This is a genomic window from Bradyrhizobium sp. STM 3562, assembly GCF_045571435.1.
Taxonomy (GTDB): Bacteria; Pseudomonadota; Alphaproteobacteria; order Rhizobiales; family Xanthobacteraceae; genus Bradyrhizobium.
The window spans coordinates 3,730,216-3,751,883 of the sequence record NZ_CP120694.1 but is presented as its reverse complement, the minus strand read 5'-3'; the positions used below and the strand labels follow the sequence as shown (position 1 = coordinate 3,751,883).

Annotated in this window: 19 protein-coding genes; 5 read left to right on the top strand and 14 right to left on the bottom strand. The window is 63.2% G+C overall.

Annotated features, from left to right (window positions below; all coding sequences use genetic code 11):
• Positions 1 to 20: 20 nt before the first annotated feature.
• Entirely contained in the window at positions 21 to 1,973 is a 1,953-nt protein-coding gene (locus P6U23_RS17205) for an ABCB family ABC transporter ATP-binding protein/permease (RefSeq protein ID WP_407180897.1), read from the bottom strand.
• 205 nt (positions 1,974 to 2,178) lie between these two features.
• On the opposite strand from P6U23_RS17205, the gene P6U23_RS17200 reads away from it, so the two are divergent.
• Positions 2,179 to 2,784, top strand: a complete 606-nt coding sequence (locus P6U23_RS17200) for a TIGR00730 family Rossman fold protein (protein ID WP_407180896.1) — start codon at positions 2,179 to 2,181, stop codon at positions 2,782 to 2,784.
• A gap of 3 nt (positions 2,785 to 2,787) precedes the next feature.
• Here P6U23_RS17200 and P6U23_RS17195 read toward each other — a convergent pair whose 3' ends face one another.
• From P6U23_RS17195 to cysS, 4 genes are all read right to left on the bottom strand, one after another.
• Complete coding sequence (locus tag P6U23_RS17195; protein ID WP_407180895.1) at positions 2,788 to 3,165, bottom strand: VOC family protein; 378 nt, start codon at positions 3,163 to 3,165, stop codon at positions 2,788 to 2,790.
• A gap of 114 nt (positions 3,166 to 3,279) precedes the next feature.
• Positions 3,280 to 4,878 (bottom strand): citramalate synthase, encoded by a 1,599-nt coding sequence (gene cimA, locus P6U23_RS17190; RefSeq protein ID WP_407180894.1) that lies wholly within the window; start codon positions 4,876 to 4,878, stop codon positions 3,280 to 3,282.
• Positions 4,875 to 5,387: a GNAT family N-acetyltransferase gene (locus P6U23_RS17185; RefSeq protein WP_407180893.1), complete on the bottom strand. Its 513-nt coding sequence runs from the start codon at positions 5,385 to 5,387 to the stop codon at positions 4,875 to 4,877. The genes cimA and P6U23_RS17185 overlap by 4 nt, the downstream gene beginning before the upstream one ends.
• Entirely contained in the window at positions 5,384 to 6,799 is a 1,416-nt protein-coding gene (gene cysS / locus P6U23_RS17180; protein WP_407180892.1) for a cysteine--tRNA ligase, read from the bottom strand. Before cysS ends, P6U23_RS17185 begins: the two co-directional genes overlap by 4 nt.
• A gap of 277 nt (positions 6,800 to 7,076) precedes the next feature.
• Between cysS and P6U23_RS17175 the strand changes: the two genes are divergently transcribed.
• Both P6U23_RS17175 and P6U23_RS17170 read left to right on the top strand, forming a co-directional pair.
• The gene (locus P6U23_RS17175) at positions 7,077 to 7,382 is read left to right on the top strand and encodes a hypothetical protein (protein ID WP_407180891.1); all 306 of its coding nucleotides are present in this window, start codon (positions 7,077 to 7,079) and stop codon (positions 7,380 to 7,382) included.
• Between the two features lie 125 nt (positions 7,383 to 7,507).
• Entirely contained in the window at positions 7,508 to 8,731 is a 1,224-nt protein-coding gene (locus P6U23_RS17170; protein ID WP_407180890.1) for a DUF2865 domain-containing protein, read from the top strand.
• A gap of 19 nt (positions 8,732 to 8,750) precedes the next feature.
• Here the strand turns inward: P6U23_RS17170 and P6U23_RS17165 are convergent, their stop codons facing one another.
• The 4 genes from P6U23_RS17165 to P6U23_RS17150 form a co-directional block, all read right to left on the bottom strand.
• Positions 8,751 to 10,508, bottom strand: coding sequence for an NAD+ synthase (locus P6U23_RS17165; RefSeq protein ID WP_407180889.1), 1,758 nt, complete (start codon positions 10,506 to 10,508; stop codon positions 8,751 to 8,753).
• A 43-nt stretch (positions 10,509 to 10,551) separates the two neighbouring features.
• Positions 10,552 to 10,905: a diacylglycerol kinase gene (locus P6U23_RS17160; protein ID WP_407180888.1), complete on the bottom strand. Its 354-nt coding sequence runs from the start codon at positions 10,903 to 10,905 to the stop codon at positions 10,552 to 10,554.
• Positions 10,906 to 10,909: 4 nt separating this feature from the next.
• Positions 10,910 to 12,298, bottom strand: coding sequence for a class II 3-deoxy-7-phosphoheptulonate synthase (locus P6U23_RS17155; protein ID WP_407180887.1), 1,389 nt, complete (start codon positions 12,296 to 12,298; stop codon positions 10,910 to 10,912).
• Positions 12,299 to 13,098: 800 nt separating this feature from the next.
• Positions 13,099 to 13,623: a hypothetical protein gene (locus tag P6U23_RS17150; protein WP_407180886.1), complete on the bottom strand. Its 525-nt coding sequence runs from the start codon at positions 13,621 to 13,623 to the stop codon at positions 13,099 to 13,101.
• A gap of 24 nt (positions 13,624 to 13,647) precedes the next feature.
• On the opposite strand from P6U23_RS17150, the gene P6U23_RS17145 reads away from it, so the two are divergent.
• Complete coding sequence (locus tag P6U23_RS17145; RefSeq protein ID WP_407180885.1) at positions 13,648 to 14,322, top strand: hypothetical protein; 675 nt, start codon at positions 13,648 to 13,650, stop codon at positions 14,320 to 14,322.
• A gap of 240 nt (positions 14,323 to 14,562) precedes the next feature.
• On the opposite strand, the gene P6U23_RS17140 is transcribed toward P6U23_RS17145, so the two are convergent.
• Together P6U23_RS17140 and P6U23_RS17135 are read right to left on the bottom strand one after the other, a co-directional pair.
• Positions 14,563 to 14,988 (bottom strand): OsmC family protein, encoded by a 426-nt coding sequence (locus tag P6U23_RS17140; protein WP_407180884.1) that lies wholly within the window; start codon positions 14,986 to 14,988, stop codon positions 14,563 to 14,565.
• A gap of 32 nt (positions 14,989 to 15,020) precedes the next feature.
• Positions 15,021 to 15,800, bottom strand: coding sequence for an alpha/beta fold hydrolase (locus P6U23_RS17135; RefSeq protein ID WP_407181492.1), 780 nt, complete (start codon positions 15,798 to 15,800; stop codon positions 15,021 to 15,023).
• 123 nt (positions 15,801 to 15,923) lie between these two features.
• On the opposite strand from P6U23_RS17135, the gene P6U23_RS17130 reads away from it, so the two are divergent.
• Positions 15,924 to 17,102 (top strand): serine hydrolase domain-containing protein, encoded by a 1,179-nt coding sequence (locus P6U23_RS17130; RefSeq protein ID WP_407180883.1) that lies wholly within the window; start codon positions 15,924 to 15,926, stop codon positions 17,100 to 17,102.
• Between the two features lie 296 nt (positions 17,103 to 17,398).
• Here P6U23_RS17130 and P6U23_RS17125 read toward each other — a convergent pair whose 3' ends face one another.
• The 3 genes from P6U23_RS17125 to gor form a co-directional block, all read right to left on the bottom strand.
• Positions 17,399 to 18,319, bottom strand: coding sequence for a hypothetical protein (locus tag P6U23_RS17125; RefSeq protein WP_407180882.1), 921 nt, complete (start codon positions 18,317 to 18,319; stop codon positions 17,399 to 17,401).
• 230 nt (positions 18,320 to 18,549) lie between these two features.
• On the bottom strand, positions 18,550 to 20,025 hold the full coding sequence (locus P6U23_RS17120) for an amidase (RefSeq protein ID WP_407180881.1): 1,476 nt from the start codon (positions 20,023 to 20,025) through the stop codon (positions 18,550 to 18,552).
• Between the two features lie 247 nt (positions 20,026 to 20,272).
• Positions 20,273 to 21,658, bottom strand: coding sequence for a glutathione-disulfide reductase (gene gor / locus P6U23_RS17115; RefSeq protein WP_407180880.1), 1,386 nt, complete (start codon positions 21,656 to 21,658; stop codon positions 20,273 to 20,275).
• Positions 21,659 to 21,668: the final 10 nt, after the last annotated feature.

Genomic DNA, 21,668 nt, shown 5'->3' with positions numbered 1-21,668 from the left:
GTCACTGGGTGGAAGAAAAACTATTCTGCGGCAGTCGCGATCGCATCATCGATCGGCGGCGGGGTGCGATCGGGCGAATCGTTCTCGTCGTCGATCTGCGCCAACCTTTCGCGCGCGGCTTCGGCTTCACGCTGCCTGTTCCACATACTGGCATAGAGCCCGCCTTTTGCCAAAAGCGCGACATGGGTGCCGCGTTCGACGATGCGGCCGCCGTCGAGCACGATGATCTCGTCGGCGGCGACGATGGTGGAGAGCCGGTGCGCGATCACCAGCGAGGTGCGGTTGCGCGACACGCGATCCAGCGCGCCCTGAATCTCGTGCTCGGTGTGGCTGTCGAGCGCGGAGGTCGCCTCGTCCAGCACCAGGATCGGGGGCGCTTTCAGCACCGTGCGCGCGATCGCGACCCGCTGCTTCTCGCCGCCGGACAGCTTCAGCCCGCGTTCGCCGACTTGCGTCTCATACCCCTTCGGCGCCATGCGGATCAGCGTGTCGATTTGCGCGAGCTGCGCGGCCTGTTCGACCTCGGCGTCCGTCGCATCCCAGCGGCCGTAACGGATATTGTAACGGATCGTGTCGTTGAACAGCACCGTGTCCTGCGGCACCATGCCGATCTGGGCCCGCAGCGAGGCCTGCGTGACCTCGCGAATGTCCTGACCATCGATCAGGATGCGGCCGCCGGAAACGTCGTACAGGCGGAACAGCAGCCGCGAGATCGTCGATTTGCCGGCGCCTGAGGGGCCGACGATCGCGACCGTCTTGCCGGCTGGAACCTCGAAACTCAGCCCTTTCAGGATCAGGCGTTCAGGCTCATAGGCAAAGCGCACATCCTCGAACCGCACCGCGCCCGCCGTGACGAGCAGCGGTTTGGCGCCCGGATCATCCTTGATCTCCGGCGGGCGGGCCAGCACGCCAAACATGTTCTCGATGTCGATGATCGCCTGCTTGATCTCGCGATAGACCATGCCCATGAAATTCAGGGGCTGATAGAGCTGGATCATCATGCTGTTGATCATCACGAAATCGCCGACCGTATTGCGCCCGTTGCGCACGCCATAGGCGCACATCAGCATGGTCGCCGTAAGACCCAGCGTGAAGATCACCGCCTGCCCCGCATTAAGCAGCGCGAGAGAGGTGTATGTGTTGACGCTCGCCTCTTCGTAGCGCTCCATCGAGCGGTCGTAGCGCGCGGCCTCGCGCGCCTCCGCACCGAAATACTTCACGGTCTCGTAGTTCAGAAGCGAGTCGATCGCCCTGGTGTTCGCGTCGGTGTCGGAATCGTTCATCTTGCGGCGGATACCGATCCGCCACTCGGTGGCCTTGTAAGTGTAGTACATATAGACCACGACCATGCACAGCGTGGCGAGCACGTAGCGCCAGTCGAACTGCCAGAGCAGCACGACCATCAGCAGCGAGACTTCGACGATGGTCGGGATCAACTGCAGGATGATCATGCGCACGATCGTCTCGATGCCGTTGCGGCCGCGCTCCAGGACGCGCGTCAATCCGCCGGTCTTGCGCTCCAGGTGGAAGCGCAGCGACAATTCGTGCATGTGGACGAAAGTAATATAGGCGAGCTTGCGCACTGCATGCATCGCCACCCGCGCGAAGATGCCGTCACGCCACTGCGTCAGCACCGCCATCACGATACGCACGCCGCCGTAGCTCGCGGTCATGATCAGGGGCGAGGCAATCAACCAGACGAGCCAGTCGGAGGCAAATACCGGCGCGGTACCCTTCCCTGTCAGCGCATCGGTTGCCCATTTGAAGGTGAAGGGCACCGACAGGGTCGCTAGCTTGGCGATCAGGAGTAGCACGAACGACCAGACCACCCGCATCTTCAGGTCGAAGCGGTCGCTCGGCCAGATATAGGGCCAAAGATGAACCAAGGTCCCGAACAGGGTCCCCTGTTCGGCGGATTGTCGGCTGGCAGGCAGGGCGTGGCCGGCGTGCGGAGACGAAGGGGGTTGGGCCATCAAATGGACGCCTGCGGGAACGGAAAGCACACTGCCTTGTTCATGTGCAGCTCATATAAAGCGTTTGGAGGCTCCGTACACCCATTGGCGTAGCAATTCTTTCGCCTCGATCCGGTATTCCCAGGTAGGTTTTACCGTTCCGCCGAATCAATACCCGTTTGACTACTGCCTTGACGCTCTTACGCTGCAGTGCGACATGCTGAAAATGACCAAAATCAGAACCGTCTGTGTCTACTGCGGCTCCGGCCCCGGCACCAACCCCAGATACATCGAAGCAGCCAAGGCGCTCGGCAAGGCGTTTGCCGAGAACGGCGTTCGCCTGGTCTATGGGGGCGGCTCGCTCGGCATGATGGGAGCCGTTGCGACTGCCGTGCTGGATCATGGCGGCATGGTGACCGGGATCATCCCGGACTTCCTAACGCTGCGCGAGAACGCGCTGACCCGCGTGCAGGAAATGATCGTCACGCCCGACATGCACGAACGCAAACGGTTGATGTTCGAGCGCTCGGATGCCTTCGTGGCGCTGCCTGGCGGCCTCGGCACGCTGGAGGAGCTGGTGGAGCAGCTCACTTGGCAACAGCTCGGACGGCATTCGAAGCCCGTGCTGCTCGCCAATATCGACGGTTTCTGGGAGCCGCTGTTCGCGCTGGTTGCGCATATGCGACAGACCCAGTTCATTCGTGCCGGGCTCAGCGTCGAGATCCTGAAGGCCGACCGGGTCGAGGACATCCTGCCCAAGCTGAAGACGGCTGCGGCGCGCATCCCCGAAAGCGCCACCGAATTGGCACCGGAAGTCGCACGGCGGCTGTAGTCATTATTCCTGCGGAAACGTGACCGCCTCGACGCGGTTGCCGTCGGGATCGAGCACGAACGCGGCGTAATATTTCACGCGATCATGCGGGCGCAACCCGGGCGCGCCATCGGAGATCCCTCCCGCATTCAATGCTGCGGCGTGGAAAGCGTCGACCTCGGCTGACGACCTGGCGCGCAGGCAGATATGCGTGCCGCTCTCGGGCGAGACCTTGGCCATGCCCGCGCGCAGATTGATCCAGAACTCAGGATAGTTCTTGCCGAAGCCGACGGTAGCCGGCCGCGTCACGAGGCGCGAGAGCCCGAGCGCGCCCAGGGTCGCTTCGTAGAAACGGGCGGCGCGTTCGAGATCACTGACGCCGAGAGAGATGTGGTCGATCATGAGGCCCTCGCCGAAATATACGTCGTCATTCCGTGTCGATGCGAAGCATCGAACCCGAAATCTCGAAATTCCGGGTTCGGCTCTTCGAGCCGCCCCGGAATGACTGCAATGGCCTCACGCCGGCGCCCCTGATTTCACCAGCTTGTAAATCACCGAATCCATCAGCGCCTGGAACGAAGCATCGATGATGTTCGGCGATACGCCGACCGTGGTCCAGCTCTCGCCCGCTTCATCCTCGCTTTCGATCAGAACCCGCGTCACGGCTTCGGTGCCGCCATTGAGGATACGCACGCGGTAGTCGATCAGCTTCAGCGCTTCGATGTATTTCTGGTATTTGCCGAGGTCCTTGCGCAGCGCGAGGTCGAGCGCATTGACGGGGCCGTTGCCTTCGGCCGCGGAAATCAGCCGCTCGCCGGCGACATTGACCTTCACCACCGCGAGCGCGACGGTGACGCGCTGACCATTGGCGTTGTAACGCTGCTCGACATTGACGTCGAACTGCTCGACCTCGAAATAATCGGGCACATTGCCGAGCGTGCGGCGCGCCAAGAGTTCGAAAGACGCGTTTGCGGATTCATAGGCGAAGCCCGCCGCCTCGCGCTCCTTCAGCTCCTCGACCAGGCGGGCCAATTTCGGATCGTTCCTGTCAAAGGGAATGCCGGCGCGCTCGAGCGCGGCGATCACGTTGGAGCGGCCGGCCTGATCGGAGACCAGCACCTTGCGATGGTTGCCGACGGATTCGGGCCGCACATGCTCGTACGTCTGCGGATCTTTCAGCACGGCAGAGGCATGAATGCCGGTCTTGGTGACGAAGGCGCTCTCGCCAACGTAGGGCGCATGGCGGTTCGGAGCCCGGTTGAGCATGTCGTCGAGCGTGCGCGACACCTGCACCAGGCCCTCCAGCTTTGCATCGGAGACGCCGATTTCGAAGCGATCGGAAAACTCCCGTTTCAGCTTCAGCGTCGGGATCAGCGAGCAGAGATTGGCGTTGCCGCAGCGCTCGCCCAGCCCGTTCAGCGTGCCCTGGATCTGCCGTGCGCCCGCGCGCACCGCGGCGAGCGAATTGGCGACCGCCTGCTCGGTGTCGTTATGGGCGTGAATGCCGATGTGATCGCCCGGAATGTGCTTGGTCACCTCGCCGACGATGGTCTCGACCTCATGCGGCATGGTGCCGCCATTGGTATCGCAAAGCACCACCCAGCGCGCCCCGGCGTCATAAGCCGTCTTCGCGCAGGCCAACGCGAACTCCGGGTTCTCCTTGTAGCCGTCGAAAAAATGCTCGCAGTCGAGCATGACCTCGCGGCCCGCTTTTCTTGCGGCACTCACGCTATCGCGGATGGAAGCGAGGTTTTCCTCGTTCGTCGTCTCCAGCGCCACCCGCACTTGGTAGGCCGACGACTTCGCGACAAAACAGATCGCGTCCGCCTTGGCTTCCAGCAGCGCGGCAAGGCCCGGATCGTTCGAGGCCGAGCGGCCCGCGCGCCGCGTCATGCCGAAGGCCGTGAAGCGGGCGTGAGCGAGCTTCGGCTTCTCGGCGAAAAACTCGGTGTCAAGCGGGTTGGCACCGGGATAACCGCCCTCGACATAGTCGATGCCGAGATCGTCCAGCATCTGCGCAATGACCGCCTTGTCGGCGAGCGTGAAGTCGACGCCATTGGTCTGTGCGCCGTCGCGCAGCGTCGTGTCGAAGAGATAGAGGCGTTCGCGGCTCATTGTGGCGCACCTCCCGCCTGCCCGTTCGCCAGCACCTTTTGCATCGTGGTGTTGGCGAGCCACTCGCCGTTGATGGTGACGCTATTGCGCTGCTGGGCGACGTAGCCGCGCTTTCTGAAAAAATCCAAGGCATTGTCGCTGGCGTCGACGAAGAGACTCTTGGTGCCGCGGCCGGCTGCAAGTCTCTCCAGCGCCTCGCACAACATTGCGCCGACGCCTTGGCCCGCCACGCTCGGATGAACATAGAGCATGTCGATTTGGTTGTTTCCCTTCAGCGACGCGAAGCCGACCGGCGAGTTTTGCATCGTCGCGATCAGCGTAAGTTCTCCGGCGAGCTTCTTGCCGAATGCCACCTCGTCATCGGCGACCGCAGCCCAGGCCTCCTGCTGCGCTTCGCCGTAGTCATCGCCGGTCAGTTCCTGAATGGCGGCCACAAAGATCGCCGCCAGCATGGGCGTGTCGGCCGCGAGAAACGGCCGCAGCGCGGCTTTTGGCTGAGACTTACTCATCGCGCGATCTCCCACGTCGTCACCGGCTTGCCTTCGGCATTCTTGCCGTCTTTCAACACCACACCCATTGCCGCGAGTTCGTCACGAATCCGATCGGATTCCTTAAAGTCCTTTCGCGCGCGGGCGGCGGTGCGCTCGGCAATCAGAGCCTCGATGTTCGCCGCATCGATCCCGCTCGCCTGCTGCTTTCGACCTTGCCATTGCGCCGCGCTCTCGGACAAAAATCCGAGCAGACGAAGGGACGCGGCGAGCGCGCTCCGATCGGCATCATTGCGCCCGGCATCGTGCCGCAGGCCATGAAGCGCGGCGATCATCTGCGGCGTGTTGAGATCGTCCGCCAGCGCCTCGAGCACGCTTTCAGCCGGCGATCCGGTCGGAACATCGGCGGCGACGCCATACCAATCGTCGAGCGTCTTCTCGCTCTCCTCCAGTCCTTTCAACGTCCAGTCGATCGGCGAGCGATAATGCGTCTTCAGCATGTTAAGGCGCAGCACCTCGCCCGGCCAATCCGCCAACAGCTCGCGAATGGTGACGAAATTGCCGAGGCTCTTCGACATCTTCTCGCCTTCGACCTGCAGGAAGCCGTTGTGCATCCAGACATTGGCCATGCGGCCGGAGTGAAACGCGCAGCAGCTTTGCGCCAGCTCGTTCTCGTGATGGGGAAAGACGAGATCGATGCCGCCGCCATGAATGTCGAACTGCTCGCCGAGATGTTTCCAGGACATCGCCGAGCATTCGATATGCCAGCCGGGGCGGCCCTCGACCTTGATGCCCGCCGGCGAGGGCCAGGACGGCTCGCCGGGCTTTGAGGGTTTCCAGAGCACAAAGTCGGTGGCATCGCGCTTGTAGGGCGCGATATCGACACGCGCGCCCGCGATCATCTCATCCAGCGAGCGCTTGGCGAGCGAGCCATAGCGCGGCAGCACCGAATTGGCGGCATTCATCGCCTGCGGCGAGAACAGCACATGATCTTCGGCGACATAGGCAAAGCCGCCCGCCACCAGCCGTTCGATCAGCGCGCGCATCTCCGGAATGTGTTCCGTCGCGCGCGGCTCGACGGTTGGTCGCAGGGCGCCGAGCGCATCGACATCCTCATGGAACTGCTTGTCCGTGACTTCGGTAACTTTGCGGATCGCCTCGTTCAGCGGCACGCCGGGGTAGTCGCGCGCGGCACGGTCGTTGATCTTGTCGTCGACATCAGTGATGTTGCGGACGTAGGTGACGTGCCGTTCGCCGTAGAGATGGCGTAAAAGGCGGAACAGCACGTCGAACACGATGACCGGCCGCGCATTGCCGATATGGGCAAAGTCATAAACCGTCGGTCCGCAGACATACATGCGGACATTGGTGGGATCGAGCGGCACGAAGGGACGCTTTTCCCGTGAAAACGTATCGTAAAGGCGCAATTCCATGGATCCCGTCCCTGCCGGCCGGGCGTCCAATGATCTCAATTGTGAGAAAAGACGGCCTCAGCCAGCGAATCGCTAGCTCATAATCTCGCTGCAAATGCAGATGATGGCGAGGAAACCGTTCATGGACCCACCATGGGGCAAGCGGGGCCATGGCGTCAAGGGCCGCGAAAAAGCCTTTTTTGACGCCAAAACCGCTCCCGCCCGCCGTCATGGTTAATCATTCTTAACGAATTGGATCTATTCGGATGAAGGCGGTTCCTTCGCTCATCGGTGCATCATGCGATCCCTCATGGCCTGCCTGTTCTTCTTGGCGCTTGCAGCCAGCGGAGCTGCGCAAGCCGAAACCCGCGTATTCATCATCGCCAACGAAGGCGACGGCTATGGCGTCGACCAGTGCCTGGCGAAGGGTGATAAATGCGGTGCGCATGCTGCGCTCTCCTATTGCCGATCACGCGATTTTGCAGAGGCCTCATCCTATCGTCGCGTCGACCCTGACGAGATTACCGGGTCGGTGCCGAAAGCAGCCGCAAAATGCCCGCGCGGCGGCTGTAACGAGTACGTCGCCATTACCTGCCAGCGCTGAAGCCAGGCGTTTCCCGGCGTTGCGCGCCATATCCGTGCCCCGGAAACGACGTGACGTTGCCGAAGGAAGCGGCTATGGGAGGCTGTTGCGGCTTGAAGGCTGCGAACTCCCTCTGACGGCCTGACATGCCTCATTTCTTCTCCGCATCCATATCCCGACGCTCGATTCCCGGACTCCTGGCCCGCGCGGCATTGCTCGGCGGCCTCGCGCTGGGTTCGACTGCTCTGGCGCAACAGATGGATCCAAACATGCCGCCGCAACCGGTGCCGCAAGGCGCCCCGCCCGGCGTCAATCCGATCTGCCCGCGCCTGGAAGCCCAGCTTGCGTCGATCGATCGCGGCGGCAGCAGTGATCCTGTGAGGGACGATCAGATCCGCCGCTATCAGGATGCGGCCGCACGCCAGCAGGCCGAGCTGGATCGGATGACCGCGCAGGCCCGGCACATGGGCTGCGACAGCTCGGGATTCTTCTCGCTGTTTTCCGGCCAGTCCTCGCAATGCGGTCCGGTCAACAACCAGATCCAGCAGATGCGCGCCAATCTGGATCAGATCACGAGCAATCTGGAGCGGCTGCGGACCGGCGGCATGGGCGGCGAGCGCGACAACCAGCGCCGCTCGGTGCTGACCGCGCTCGGACAGAACAATTGCGGGCCGCAATATGCGCAGTTTGCCAATGCGGCGACCGGTCCCGGCAACTTCTTCAACAATCTGTTCGGCGGCGGCGGCAACAACAACCCGGCCAGCCCCCTTCCTCCGCCTGGCGTCGATGCGGGGCCGCAATCCGGCACCTACCGCACCGTCTGCGTGCGCACCTGTGACGGCGGCTATTTCCCGATTTCCTTTGCCACGGTGCCGGCGCGCTTCGCCGACGACGAGAAGACCTGCAAGGCGCTGTGTCCGGCGACCGAAGCGACGCTGTACGCCTATCGCAATCCCGGCGAGGACATCAACCAGGCTGTCTCCATCAATGGTGCGCCCTACACCGCGCTGCCGAATGCGTTCCGCTACCGCAGCGAATACAACCCGACCTGCTCCTGCAAGGCGCCCGGCCAGACCTGGGCCGAGGCGCTGAAGGGCATCGACGACAAGGCCGCGGCCGAACAGCAGGGCGACATCATCGTCACCGAAGAGAGCGCCAGGAAGATGCAGCAGCGGCAGCTCACGAAGGCATCGCCAGCCAGCAGCAAGAAGGGCGCCGCGCCCGCGACGGCGGCAACGCCCTCCACGACGGCGCCAGCGAGCGCCGATGCTGCGGCTCAAGGGCCTGGCAATTCGTCTGCGACCAGCTCGGGCGGAGCCGACAACGGCAAGATCCGCACGGTGGGACCGACCTTTATCCCGGCGCGCTAAAGCGGATTCCTCGGCAAGATTATCCGTCAAAGGCCTGCACCGCGGCACGGCTCCCGCGCGCGGCCAGGGCCTGGTCGGCTTCGGGCAGCGGCTTGCCGGAATCGCGAAAGCGGTTGGTGATGGGATAACGGCGGTCACGGCCGAAATTCCGGCTGGTCACCTTCACCCCCGGCGCGGCCTGCCGCCGCTTGTACTCGGCGATGTTCACGAGCCGATCGATCCGCGCCACGAGTTCTTGATCGAAGCCTGCGGCCACGATCGCGGCCAGCGGCTCCTCGCGCTCGATCAGCCGCTCCAGGATCGCATCCAGGAGATCATACGGCGGCAACGAATCCTGGTCGGTCTGGTTCTCGCGCAGCTCCGCGCTCGGCGGGCGCGTGATGATATCGGGCGGAATGACCTCGCCCGAGGGCCCCAACGCTGCTTCCGGTTTCCAGGCGTTACGAAGGCTAGCGAGGCGGAAGACCTCGGTCTTGTAGATATCCTTGAGCGGATTGAAGCCGCCGTTCATATCGCCGTAAAGCGTAGCGTAGCCGACCGACATCTCCGATTTGTTGCCGGTCGTCACCACCATGGCGCCGGTCTTGTTGGAGATCGCCATCAACAGCGTGCCACGGGCGCGCGCTTGCAGGTTCTCCTCGGTGATGTCGCGCGGCAGGCCCGCGAACGTATCCGACAGGATCGCTTCGAAGCCTTCCACCGCCGCTCCGATCGGCAGCACCTCATAGCGGATGCCCAGGTGCCCCGCGAGTTTTGCGGCATCATCCAACGAGGCTTGCGCGGTGAACCGATACGGCAGCATGACGCCGCGTACCTGGTCGGCACCGAGCGCGTCGACTGCGATCGCCGCGCATAGCGCCGAATCGATGCCGCCGGAAATGCCGATCAGCACGCCGGGAAAGCCGTTCTTGCGCACATAGTCGCGCAGGCCAAGCACGCAGGCGGCATAATCGGCCTTGTCGCCCTCGGGCAGCGGCGCCACCGGCCCGCTGCAATGCCAGCCATCGTCGCCCCTCATCCAGCGCAGCGTCGTGATGCTTTCGACGAAGGACGGGAGCTGCGCCGCAACCGACAAGTCAGCATTCAGCGCAAACGAGGCGCCATCGAACACGAGTTCGTCCTGGCCGCCGACCTCGTTGAGATAGATCAGCGGCAGACCGCTCTCGGTGACGCGCGCGACCGCAACCGACAGCCGCACATCATTCTTGTCGCGGGCGTAAGGCGACCCGTTCGGCACCACCAGGATTTCCGCGCCGGTCTCGGCCAGACACTCGACGATGTTTTCGTAGTCCTCGGCCTCCTCCACCCAGATGTCCTCGCAGATGGGAACGCCGACGCGAACACCCCTGACGGTCACCGGTCCAGATGCGGGTCCGCGCGCGAACACGCGTTTTTCATCGAACACGCCGTAATTCGGCAGGTTCGCCTTGAAGCGGAGCGATGCGATACGCCCGCCATCGAGCAGTGCGCAGGCGTTATAGAGCCTGCCCTCCTCGACCCAGGGAGTGCCGATCAGCATCGCGGGCCCGCCATCGGCGGTTTCCCGCGCCAGCGTTTCGATCGCCGCGCGGCAGGCCGCCTGGAAGGCAGGCTTCAGCACCAGGTCTTCCGGCGGGTAGCCGGCGATGAACAATTCGGAAAACACCACCAGATCCGCGCCATCCGCGGCTGCGCGCGCCCGCGCCGCGCGCGCCTTGGCGACGTTGCCCTCGACATCGCCCACAATCGGATTGATCTGGGCCAAGGTGATCGCGAACTGGTCGGTGCGCTCGGTCATGGGATTATGCTGCACTTAAGTCGCATCATCGGCAAATGCCAGATCAGATCACGCCCAGGCGTTCGGCGATGGCGAACAGCCAGAACAGGCCGGCCATGATGAGCGTGACGCCGACCGCGGCCGACCCCATATCCTTGACATGCTTGATCTTGGGATCGCGATCCATGGTCAGCCGATCGGCGAGCTTTTCGATCGCGGTGTTGAGCAGCTCGACCACCAGCACCAGCACGACGGTGGCGACCAGCTCGACGGCACGCATCACGGTCGCGCCGACCAGCCAGGCCGCGGGCAGCGCCAGGATCAGCGCTGCCAGCTCCTCGCGAACCGCCTGCTCGGAGCGGATGGCAAAGATCAGGCCGTTCCAGGAATTGATGGTTGCCCGCCAGAACCGCAGCAAATTGCTAAAATCCCGCGACTGCCGGCACCGGCTTCACCTTGCCGACGCGCTCCTGCTTGAGCAGCTCCGCGATCAGGAACGCCATGTCGATCGACTGTTCGGCATTCAGACGGGGATCGCAGACGGTGTGGTAGCGGTCGTTGAGGTCCTCATCGGTGATGGCGCGCGCTCCGCCGATGCATTCGGTCACGTCCTTGCCGGTCATCTCCAGATGCACGCCGCCGGGATGGGTGCCCTCGGCGGCATGGATCGAGAAGAAGCCCCGAACTTCCGATAGGATGCGGTCGAACGGCCGCGTCTTGTAGCCTGATGTCGAGGTGATGGTGTTGCCGTGCATGGGATCGCAGGACCACACCACGACGCGGCCCTCCCGCTTCACCGCACGGATGAGCTGCGGCAGGTGCTCGCCGACCTTCTCCGCACCGAAGCGGCCGATCAAAGTCAGCCGGCCCGGCTCGTTGTCGGGATTGAGCACATCGATCAGCCTGAGCAGATCGTCCGCCTTCAAAGAGGGCCCGCATTTCAGGCCGATCGGATTCTTGATGCCGCGGAAATATTCGACGTGACCATGGTCGAGCTGACGGGTGCGATCGCCGATCCAGATGAAGTGGCCCGAGGTCGCATACCAGTCGCCGGTCGTGGAATCGACGCGGGTCAAGGCCTGCTCGTAGCCGAGCAGCAGCGCCTCGTGGCTGGTGTAGAAATCGGTGGCGCGCAGTTCGGGGTGGCTTTCCAGGTCGAGACCGCAGGCGCGCATGAAATTCAGCGCCTCCGAGATGCGATCGGCCAGCTCCTTGTAGCGGCGAGACTGCGGTGAATCCTTAAGAAAGCCTAGCATCCACTGGTGAACGCTGCCCAAATTGGCGAAGCCGCCGGTCGCGAAGGCGCGCAGCAGGTTCAGCGTCGCCGCCGACTGCCTGTAAGCATCGAGCTGGCGCTGCGGATCCGGCGTGCGGGCTTGAGCGGTAAAGGCGATGTCGTTGACGATGTCGCCGCGATAGCTCGGGAGTTCAACGCCATTCACCTTTTCAGTCGGCGAGGAGCGCGGCTTGGCGAACTGGCCGGCGATGCGGCCCAGTTTCACCACTGGCACCGCGCCGGCATAGGTCAAGACCACCGCCATCTGGAGAAAGACGCGGAAGAAGTCGCGAATGTTGTTGGCGCCATGCTCGGCAAAGCTCTCGGCGCAATCGCCGCCCTGCAGCAGGAAGGCTTCGCCTGATGCCACGCGGGCCAGCGCCTTTTTCAGGTTCCGTGCCTCGCCGGCAAAAACCAGCGGCGGGAACGTCGCGAGCTGCGCCTCGACATCGGCCAACGCCTTGGCGTCGGGATAGTCGGGGATCTGCACCACGGGCATGGAACGCCAGCTATCGGGGGTCCACCGCTCGGACATCAAATTCAACTCCTGAGCAAAAACCGCAACTTATCGGCAATTCTGCGTGCTGCCTTATATACGGGCTGTTGCAGAGCCGCCACCATCGAATTCGGATTCCGCGATAAGCCCTTGCTGTGACAGCCGAATTTACCTTGCTCAAGACCCCAAACGAGAATGGCGCGGGGAAGTCGAGGTGCCCCTCCTCCTCCGTCATGCCAGGCCACGGGGTCGGCGCAAAGCGCCGCCCGATGACAGGCTCCGGCGGGCATTTCTCGATTCCATCACTAACGCCTCTGGAATACTGGATCGCCCGCTTTCGAGCAGCGATAACGGCGAAGGTCGTGGGCATGCTCTCATCAGACACACCGTCCCGTTCTCGCGGCGCGATCGGCGCCCGAGTTTTGCTCCATCACGCTCTCCGAGAATGCAGAGGGCGCAGGGGAAGACCGGGTGTTTGCCACACCCATGGCCCCGTGTGCAAAAAAGTGCGCAAAAGCGCACACGGGTGGTAACCACAGGTAGGCGGAATCACTCCGGCCTCCCCTGCGCAGTGGTTTACGGCTTACTCCGTGCTCTCCTCGGTGAACCGAGCTTGATTGCCACCGTCGCCAGCACGATGCGTAAGCATCGTCGCCAACTTGACGCCTGCATGGGCGCGCCAGGACCACACGACTTCGCCGTCCGCGCCAACGCCGCTCGTCAGTCAGCGCTCACACGTCCACCGCATCCCGCGCTCAACGTCCGTGACGACGCGTACGCCCCTCAGCGAGGCGGGACGCGAGCAGGATGCGACTGATTTGGGGTGATCGCAAAACGAATTATTTTTTGCGAAAGATCTGGACGACCCAAATCAACTTGATGCGGCTTGCGAAATTCGTTTTTGCGCGCAGGTGATTTCGTCCGCTTTCCAGGATGCGTGAGCATAGCAATGGGCCGACAATTGAACTGTTTGCCCGACCTGTTTCGTGACGCCCACCCGTCGGCGGTTTCGCGCTGGCTGTGAGATCACTCACATTCAAAGCCGTGGTCTTCGGTTTACAGTTTCCGTCAAGGGGGGCCTCGCCAACGGAGATGAGGCCATGCGGACGGATTACTTGCAGGAGCTGTCGCGAAAGCACGACGCGCGCAAGGCACGCCATGCTGACGTATTCAGGAGCGTCGCTCGGGCAGCCGACAAGGCACTGACGGACAGGTTCGCGGCTTTCGCCAAAGAGAGGGAGGCCGCTCGTCGCCGTCGCACCGAATACGAGAAGCCGATGACTGACCGCCTCGCGAAACTGCTCGGGGGAGACGAGCGCCGCGCCGGCGAGTTCGACATTTTCCATCGCGAGATCGCCGGGCAAAGCGTGGTTCGCGCCGGATCACCTTTGATCGAAGCGCTGACCTTGCGGCCCACCGGCGGCGGAAGGATCGAAGACTTCATCTTCGAAGATCAGATCGTCGACGTCGTGGGTCCGCCCTACGACGAGCAATGGACGAGCATGAGCGGACATCCGTCCCCTCATCGGCAGCAGATGGCATGGGCCAACAAGCAGGATGGAAGCTTCGGCTTCCTGCACTTTGTCGGCGGCGAAGGAGGATGGGCCGACAGCGCCGGTGCAGTGTGGGTCGATTTCGTGCCGAACCCGACAGGCCAGGCCCAGGTGCGCGCCTACACGCCTTACAATTACATTTACCGCGACGAGTCCTGGATCTCCACGACTCACAACGATGCGGGCTTCGGCATTCTCGTGCTGAGCTGGGATCTTGCTGGCGGCGATCAAACGCTCGAACAGGATTTTCGCTACTCGGCATGGAGCAAGAGCACGAGCGGTGTTCACGACGACAACCAATCTCCGAGCGCCCCGGCGGAAGACAACAGCTATGCTTTTATCTTCGGAAACGAGGCGCCGTACTTCAACATCAGGCCAGATCGTGTGTACCGCGCAGCAATCTGGTGTTTCGGCTCCTGCGATGCCGCCGGCGACGCGTTCCTGTCGCCAGGCCAAGCCCAGGCGAAGATCGCCGCTCGGGTCGGATTCGTCGTCATCGGACAGCAATGAAACCTGGTCCATTCCCGCGCGATGCCGGATGGAGACTGAAGGCTCGGGTCGGATAGAGATCTGTCGGTTTTCGCCGAACTCCAACTGTGACGCAACAGAGCGACGACTTGAGCGTGATGAGATTAGGTCAATCCATCGTGGCTTGCGGCGTGATGCACCTCTCCCCTACGGAGAGGTGCACCGCATTCGCGGAAACCGATCCAACCAAAACTGATCCAACCGAGCCGTCCCGCTTTAGCCTCACGGCACCAGCGTGGCCTCGAAACCAACCTCGACCTTCATCAGCTTGGAAACAGGGCACCACGCCTTTGCTTCCGTCGCAATTGACTGGAACGTGTCCTGATCAATGCCCGGTATCTTCGCCGTGACGGTGAGATGGACCGAGCTAATGGAAAAGCCGTCGCCGTCCTTTTCGATGACAACCTCCGATTTGCCGTCCACCTGTTCGGGCACAAAGTTCGCCGTTCCGAGCATTCTGACCAACGACATGGTGAAGCACGCGGCGTGAGCGGCGCCGAGCAACTCTTCGGGGTTGGTACCCGGCTTTTCGCCGTAGCGGGTGAGGAAACTATAGGGATAATTCTCCAGAGCGCCGCTCTCGGTCGAGACTGCCCCCTTGCCGTCATGCAGATTGCCGCTCCACGTCGTAGATCCAAAGCGTTTCATGGCTTCGCTCCATTCGTGTCATGCATGCGTCGTCAGGCTTGCTGTCCGGCGGCTTCGAGGATCAGGCGCGTGATTTCCTCGGGGTGCGACATCATCGCAAGGTGGCTCGCTTTGACCTCGATGGTCGTGGCGCCCATCCGCTTCGCCATGAAGCGCTCGAGGTCCGGGTTGATCGTGCGGTCTTCGGTAGAAACCGCGTAGTAGCTGGGCTTGGATCGCCATGCCGCATGCGTGGTCTTGCCGGTGAGCAGCGCCTTGTGGAACGGCTCCTGGACCGCATAGAGCACTTTTGCCTTGGCTTCCGGCAGGTCGCCGGCGAAATCTCGCAGGAAGGCCTCTTCCGAGAGGCGTCCCTCGTCGCCGTCGAACACGATACCGGCCGAGGCAGGCGGCGTCGGATATGTCTTGGCCAGGGCCGTGTAATCCTCACCGGCATCCGGCGCACGCGCCGCCACATAGACCAGCGCCGAGACGTTCGGATGCACACCGGCTTCGGTGACGATCATGCCGGAAAAGGAGTGGCCAACCAGGACCGTCGGACCATCCTGGCGCGCGAGCACGCGCTCGGCGGAGGCCACGGCTTCAGGCAGCGTCGTCAGCGGGTTCTGCACGGAGGTGACGTTCAGTCCCACCGACTGCAAGCGCGGAATCACTTCGGACCAGCAGGAGCCGTCGGCGAACAGTCCGTGCACGAGCACGACGTTGCGCGCCTTGCCTGGAGCCGCGTTGGCGGCCATGCCGCGTGTGGAAATCAGTGAAGTTGCCGCACCCGCGACCAAAGCGGCCGAAAACACACGTCTGTTCATCATGATGGCTTCTCTTCGTTAGGACGCTGCTTGGCCGCAAAGATAGTTCACCTTGGGGCCGAAGGATTCTACGATCGCACGGGGCGCGCCGTTACCGCGCGCATTCAAGACACGTTTGGGAGAACTCTGATGCGGAGCATCGAACCGATCCGCCAGGCGCTCGAGGCAGCGGTTGAGGACGCGCGGATTGCAGGCGTCGCGGCGGCAGTCGCGAGCGCTGACGGGGTGATCTTCGAGGGCGCGGTCGGACGCAGGAGCATTCAGCGCCCCGAGCCGATGGCGGCGGACTCCGTTTTCCGCATCGCCTCGATGACCAAGGCGATCACGGCGGCGGCGGCGATGCAGCTCGTCGAGCAAGGCAGGCTCGCGCTGGATCAGCCGGCACGGGAAATCCTGCCCCTCCTCGGCGAGACCAAGGTCCTTGTTGGCTTTGATGCCAACGGGCCGATCCTGCGGGCCCCGCGTTCGGAAATCACCTTGCGAAACCTGCTCACCCACACCGCGGGCTTTGCCTACGACATGTGGAACGCGAACATGGCGCGCTACATGAAGGAGAGCGAGATCCCTCCGATGCGCACGGCGAGGCTTGCAGCATTCGCCGTGCCGCTCGTCCGCGATCCCGGTGAGCGCTGGGAGTATGGCGTGAACATCGAGATGGTCGGTCGCATGGTGGAAGCGGCGAGCGACCTCGATCTCGAAACCTATCTGCAGAGGCACATTCTCGGCCCGCTTGGCATGCGCGACACCAGCTACATCGCGCGCGGCGAATGGGAGAGCCGCCTCACCGCACTTCATGGCCGGAGAGAGGACGGCACGCTGGAGATGATCGCCAGTCCCCCCATCGATGAAGCTCGCCGCGAATTCTTCCCGGGCGGCGGCGGCCTATACTCGACCGCATCAGACTATTTGCGCTTTCTGCGCGCGCTGATGAATGGCGGCGAACTCGACGGCGCGCGCATCCTCAAACCAGAGACGGTGGCGCTGATGAGCGAGAACCACATGGGTGCGCTCGATGTGCAGCCGCTGCCGAGCCAGAACCCGCAACTGTCCGCCCATGTCGATCTCATGCCCGGCATACCCAAGAAATGGGGCTTGAGCTTCCTCATCAACGCCGAAGCGGTGCCGGGGGCGCGGCGTGCCGGCAGCCTAGCCTGGGCGGGTCTCAACAACACCTATTTCTGGCTCGATCCGAGCGCGAAGGTCGCGGGCGTGTTCATGACGCAGATCCTGCCGTTCGCCGATCCCATCGTGCTTGCGGCGTTCGACAGGTTCGAGCGCGCCGTCTACGAGACGATCGGCCGAGGTTAGGCTATGCACGGCGTGGGACCCGGCCGGTCGGTTCCGCGAAATGACGGAATGCGAAGGGCGCCGAACCGAAGACCGCCCCACTGCGTTGACCAGGGCATGCTGGGTGACAACCGGCCACAACGGAGATGGCGGACGTAGCTCATTTTGCCGGTTTCTGGCTGCGACACCAACGCATCGGTACGCGCTAACGCCTAACCCGTTCCCGGCATGCGCCTCTCTTCCGCAAAGGCCTGAGCCCGCGAGTCCAGGCGCCGCAACTCAACTCGCGTGGCCAAGGATCTGCCCTACTCCGCCGCTTACTGCAGATACGTGATCGGCGTAGGCACCGTCACCAGATCTTGCGCGGCCGCCGGACCGAGGCTCACGGCCGCGGCCTCGGTGCGGTACTGCGGAAGATGACCGTCAAGCGAGTAGATCACGCAAAGCGCAAGGCTCGCCCAGACCGCCGCGCTGAAATAGAGCGACATCCAGGCAATCTCGTCCTTCCAGTGCGCGATGTCGTGCGTGACGACCCACCGCGTGGCCGCGTCGTAAAGGCCCTCCAACAGGCCCAGAAGCTTGCTGCCCTCGGCATGCCCCGCCTTCCAGCGCTTCAGATACATGGGAACGTCGATTGTCACCAGAAAAGCCAGATAGCCCGCAATGCCGATGATCGCGATCACGAGCGCCCAGCGAAGCGGCCCCTCGAACTCGGGCAGCAGCCGAGCAAGACCGACTCCGACAATGAGGAAGGTGACGGCCCAGATCGAATTCTCGATGGCGTTACCAAGGTAATTGGTGGTCAGCACCGCATACCATGAGAAGCACTCGGCGATCAGGATCAGTGGCACGATCAGCCATGCGAGGTTCAGGGTGGTGTCCGCTCCCGTCATTCCGCCGAGCTGGCTCAGAATGATCGCCCATTGCCCCGCGAAACAGACCTCGGCCACGGTCGCGACCGACCGGCCGACCAGAACGCTGGACAGCCAGGTATCGAAAAGGCAGATGCGCTGAACATCCGCGCGCGGCAGAACCGACCGGAAGGCGCAACCGAACACATAAGCCGCGCAAAGCAGAAGCATGAGCTGGAGGTCGGAAGTGCGGCCCAGGCTGGCGGTCGGGATCTCGCGGAAACTGTGGTAGAGCAGGAACCAGAACGCGATGTTTGCGCCGCTCACCAGGGTCAACAAACCCCACCACCAGGCCAGGGGATTTGACCGCGCCCGCCACAGCTTCATTGGCCGCTCCGGATTTAATCGAACTGACACCCTCACGTAGCAATTCTGTCATAAAATGACGGTTCCGCGTGACAAAAATGTGTGTGGGCCGGCTTGATCGCGCTCGCGGGCGCATTGCGACACGCACAGGGTTGGTGCCCCATCCCGATGGTGGCACCGTGATGGCCAGACTTTTCGGCTGGTCCTGGGGAGTGCAGCCTACCCGCTAAAGAGCCTTGAATTGAACGCGACTAAGCGCTCGTCACATGCACGGGCGGCTTTTGTCCGGCGTTCCAGCGACCGCCGATGGCCCGTTCGATCTGCGCGGCGAGTTGCAGCAGCAAGCCGTCATTGGCCTGCTTCGCCTGCGCTTGGATGCCGAGCGGCAGGCCGTTTTCATGGGCCGCCAGCGGCAGCGAGATCGCGGGGATGCCGCAGAGATTGGCGAGCGGCGTGAAGGCGAAGTTGCGCCAGAGATTGCTGAACCAGTCGAGGACCGAGAGATTGTCGCTGATCGTCAGGAATTCGGTTGTGCCGACTTTCGGTGTCGGCAGCGCGGTGATCGGCGTCAGGATGATGTCCCAGTCGTCAAAAAATGCGCCGAAACCACGGGATGTAGTGTTGAAGACCGCCTGCATCCGTGCCCGCTCGGCGAATGTCGTGTGCCGACCGGCTTCCCAAATCCTGATATTCATGGGCTCGACAAGATCCGCGGGCGGCCTGTCCAGACCGCGCGCGGCAAGCAGATTGCCGATCACTTGCGCGAAATTGCTGATGTAGCAGGTCGTCTGGGCGGCAAAGGCGGCGCGATAATCGACGTCGGGCAAGGCGTAGTCGACCTGATGGCCGAGGCCTTCGAGGAAGCGGCCAACGCGTTCGAGCTCCGCCGCGATCTGCGGCGTGGCACGATAGTCGCCCCATTGATGGGAGAGCGCGATTTTCAGCGGATGCGGATCGCGCTTGATCATCTCGGTATATGGCTCCGGCGGGCTCCAGAACGGCATGAACTCACCCGGCGGGGGCCCTCGGCAGGAGTCCACGAAGGCCGCGGTGTCGCGCACCGAGCGCGATTGGCAGCCCTGGATCGAGACGAGCCCGGTCAAGTCGGACAAATGCGGCGCGAGCGAGAACACCCCGCGCGAAACCTTAAGCCCGATATTTCCATTGACGCCCGCGGGAATGCGGATCGAACCGCCGCCGTCGGTCGCGTGCGCGATCGGCACGACGCCCGCGGCCACCATGGCCGCGCTGCCGGCCGATGATCCGCATGTGGTGTAATCCGTATTCCAGGGGTTGCGCGTGATGTAGACGGCGGGATTTTCGGCCGAACTGCAAACCCCGAATTCCGGCGTGGTGGTGCGGCCGATGAGGTTGAGCCCGGCCTGGCGCATCTTCGTGGTGAGGAACGTATCCGCCGCGGCGCGATTGCCGCGCATCAAGAGCGAGCCCATTTCCTGCAGGCGGCCGCGCATTGTCGGCCCCAGATCCTTCATCAGGAATGGCAGCCCGGCAAACGGCCCCGTGAGATCAGTCCCCTCGGTGCCGGGATCGGCGATGGCGTTTTCAAAGACCTCGACGACCCCGGACAGCGCAGGATTGACCTTCGCGATGCCTGCGGCCGCCTGGCTTGCCAATTCCACAGGCGTCAGCTCGCCCGTCTTGACGCGTGCCGCCAGCGCCACGCCGTCATGCTGCGCCCACCCATCCCAGCTCATCGGCAAAGTCATGCGATCGATCCTTCGGCGTGATTGTAAGCGCTAGTGTTGTGACTCTGACGATCCATTCCGTCATTCCGGGGCAGCCCGCAGGGCTGAACCCGGAATCCAGAGGTTGTGGCGCGAGATTCCGGGTTCTCGCTTCGCGAGCCCGGAATGACATGAATCAGATATCAGAGACACAACACTGGCGGAGCAACTCAGACTTCTCCGCGGATGCAGTCTGGATGGCTCCTCGCAATAACGGAGAGGCCGAGCCCTACTCCGCCGCCTGCCGCACATGGCGTGCGGTCGGCGTGCGCATGGTGACGAGCTCTTCCGCGGCGGTCGGATGCAGCGCGAGCGTGGCGTCGAAATCGGCTTTCGTCGCCTTCATCTTCACCGCGATCGCCACCGCCTGGATGATCTCGGCGGCATAATCGCCAACGATATGGCAGCCGACCACGCGATCGCTCACCCCGTCGACCACGAGCTTCATCAGGACGCGGGTATCGCGGCCCGACAGCGTGGCTTTGAGCGGCCGGAACGTCGCCTTGTAAATGTCCACGCGGCTGAACTGCGCGCGCGCCTGGGTTTCCGTCAGCCCCACCGTGCCGACTTCGGGCTGCGAGAACACCGCGGTCGGAATGTCCGCGTGATCAACCTTGACGTCGCGCTTGCCGAACACGGTGTCGGCAAAGGCATGACCTTCGCGGATCGCGACCGGCGTCAGGTTGAGGCGATGGGTGACGTCGCCGATGGCGTAGATATGCGGCACATTGGTCTGCGAATACGCGTTGACCGCGATGCCGCCATTGCTCGGATTGATGGCAACGCCGGCCTTTTCCAGGCCGAGATTGGCGACATTCGGATGCCGCCCGATCGCGAACATCACTTTTTCCGAGGCGACGCTCGATCCGCTCGAGAGATGAGAGACGTATTCGTCGCCATAGCGGTCGACCTTCTCGATCGTGCAGCCGGTCAGGATGGTGATGCCTTCCTTCTCCATCTCGCTGCGCACATGCGCACGCACGTCGTCGTCGAAGCCGCGCAGGATGTTGTCGCCGCGGTAGATCACCGTCACGTCCGAGCCGAAGCCGGCGAAGATGCAGGCAAATTCCAGCGCGATATAGCCGCCGCCCTGGATCACGATGCGCCTGGGCAGCTCCGGCAGATGAAACGCCTCGTTTGAGGAGATCACATGCTCGATGCCCTCGATCATGCGGCCATGGTTCGGCGCACCGCCGGTCGCGATCAGCACGTGCTTTGCAGTGACCTTCTCGCCAGTCGCAAGCCGCAACGTATGCGCATCCTCGAACACCGCGCGCGTCTTGACGATCCGGGCGCCGGATTTTTCGACATTGGCGGTGTAGGCCGCCTCCAGCCGCGCGATCTCCTTGTCCTTGTTGGCGATCAGCGTCGGCCAGTCGAAGGTCGCCTGCGGAATGGTCCAGCCGAAGCCGGCGGCGTCCTCGATCTCGTGCCTGACATGCGAGCCCAGCACGAACAGCTTCTTGGGCACGCAGCCGCGGATCACGCAGGTGCCGCCCATCCGGTATTCCTCGGCGACCATGACGCGGGCGCCGTAGCCCGCCGCGATCCGGGCGGCACGAACCCCGCCCGAACCGCCTCCGATGACAAACAGGTCGACGTCGAATTCAGCCATCTTTCACCTC

Excerpts from the sequence above, each read along its gene's own strand:
- P6U23_RS17205 (WP_407180897.1), bottom strand. The coding sequence starts at position 1,973 with ATGGCCCAACCCCCTTCGTCTCCGCACGCCGGCCACGCCCTGCCTGCC.
- P6U23_RS17200 (WP_407180896.1), top strand. The coding sequence starts at position 2,179 with ATGACCAAAATCAGAACCGTCTGTGTCTACTGCGGCTCCGGCCCCGGC.
- P6U23_RS17195 (WP_407180895.1), bottom strand. The coding sequence starts at position 3,165 with ATGATCGACCACATCTCTCTCGGCGTCAGTGATCTCGAACGCGCCGCC.
- cimA (WP_407180894.1), bottom strand. The coding sequence starts at position 4,878 with ATGAGCCGCGAACGCCTCTATCTCTTCGACACGACGCTGCGCGACGGC.
- P6U23_RS17185 (WP_407180893.1), bottom strand. The coding sequence starts at position 5,387 with ATGAGTAAGTCTCAGCCAAAAGCCGCGCTGCGGCCGTTTCTCGCGGCC.
- cysS (WP_407180892.1), bottom strand. The coding sequence starts at position 6,799 with ATGGAATTGCGCCTTTACGATACGTTTTCACGGGAAAAGCGTCCCTTC.
- P6U23_RS17175 (WP_407180891.1), top strand. The coding sequence starts at position 7,077 with ATGCGATCCCTCATGGCCTGCCTGTTCTTCTTGGCGCTTGCAGCCAGC.
- P6U23_RS17170 (WP_407180890.1), top strand. The coding sequence starts at position 7,508 with ATGCCTCATTTCTTCTCCGCATCCATATCCCGACGCTCGATTCCCGGA.
- P6U23_RS17165 (WP_407180889.1), bottom strand. The coding sequence starts at position 10,508 with ATGACCGAGCGCACCGACCAGTTCGCGATCACCTTGGCCCAGATCAAT.
- P6U23_RS17155 (WP_407180887.1), bottom strand. The coding sequence starts at position 12,298 with ATGTCCGAGCGGTGGACCCCCGATAGCTGGCGTTCCATGCCCGTGGTG.
- P6U23_RS17140 (WP_407180884.1), bottom strand. The coding sequence starts at position 14,988 with ATGAAACGCTTTGGATCTACGACGTGGAGCGGCAATCTGCATGACGGC.
- P6U23_RS17130 (WP_407180883.1), top strand. The coding sequence starts at position 15,924 with ATGCGGAGCATCGAACCGATCCGCCAGGCGCTCGAGGCAGCGGTTGAG.
- P6U23_RS17125 (WP_407180882.1), bottom strand. The coding sequence starts at position 18,319 with ATGAAGCTGTGGCGGGCGCGGTCAAATCCCCTGGCCTGGTGGTGGGGT.
- P6U23_RS17120 (WP_407180881.1), bottom strand. The coding sequence starts at position 20,025 with ATGACTTTGCCGATGAGCTGGGATGGGTGGGCGCAGCATGACGGCGTG.
- gor (WP_407180880.1), bottom strand. The coding sequence starts at position 21,658 with ATGGCTGAATTCGACGTCGACCTGTTTGTCATCGGAGGCGGTTCGGGC.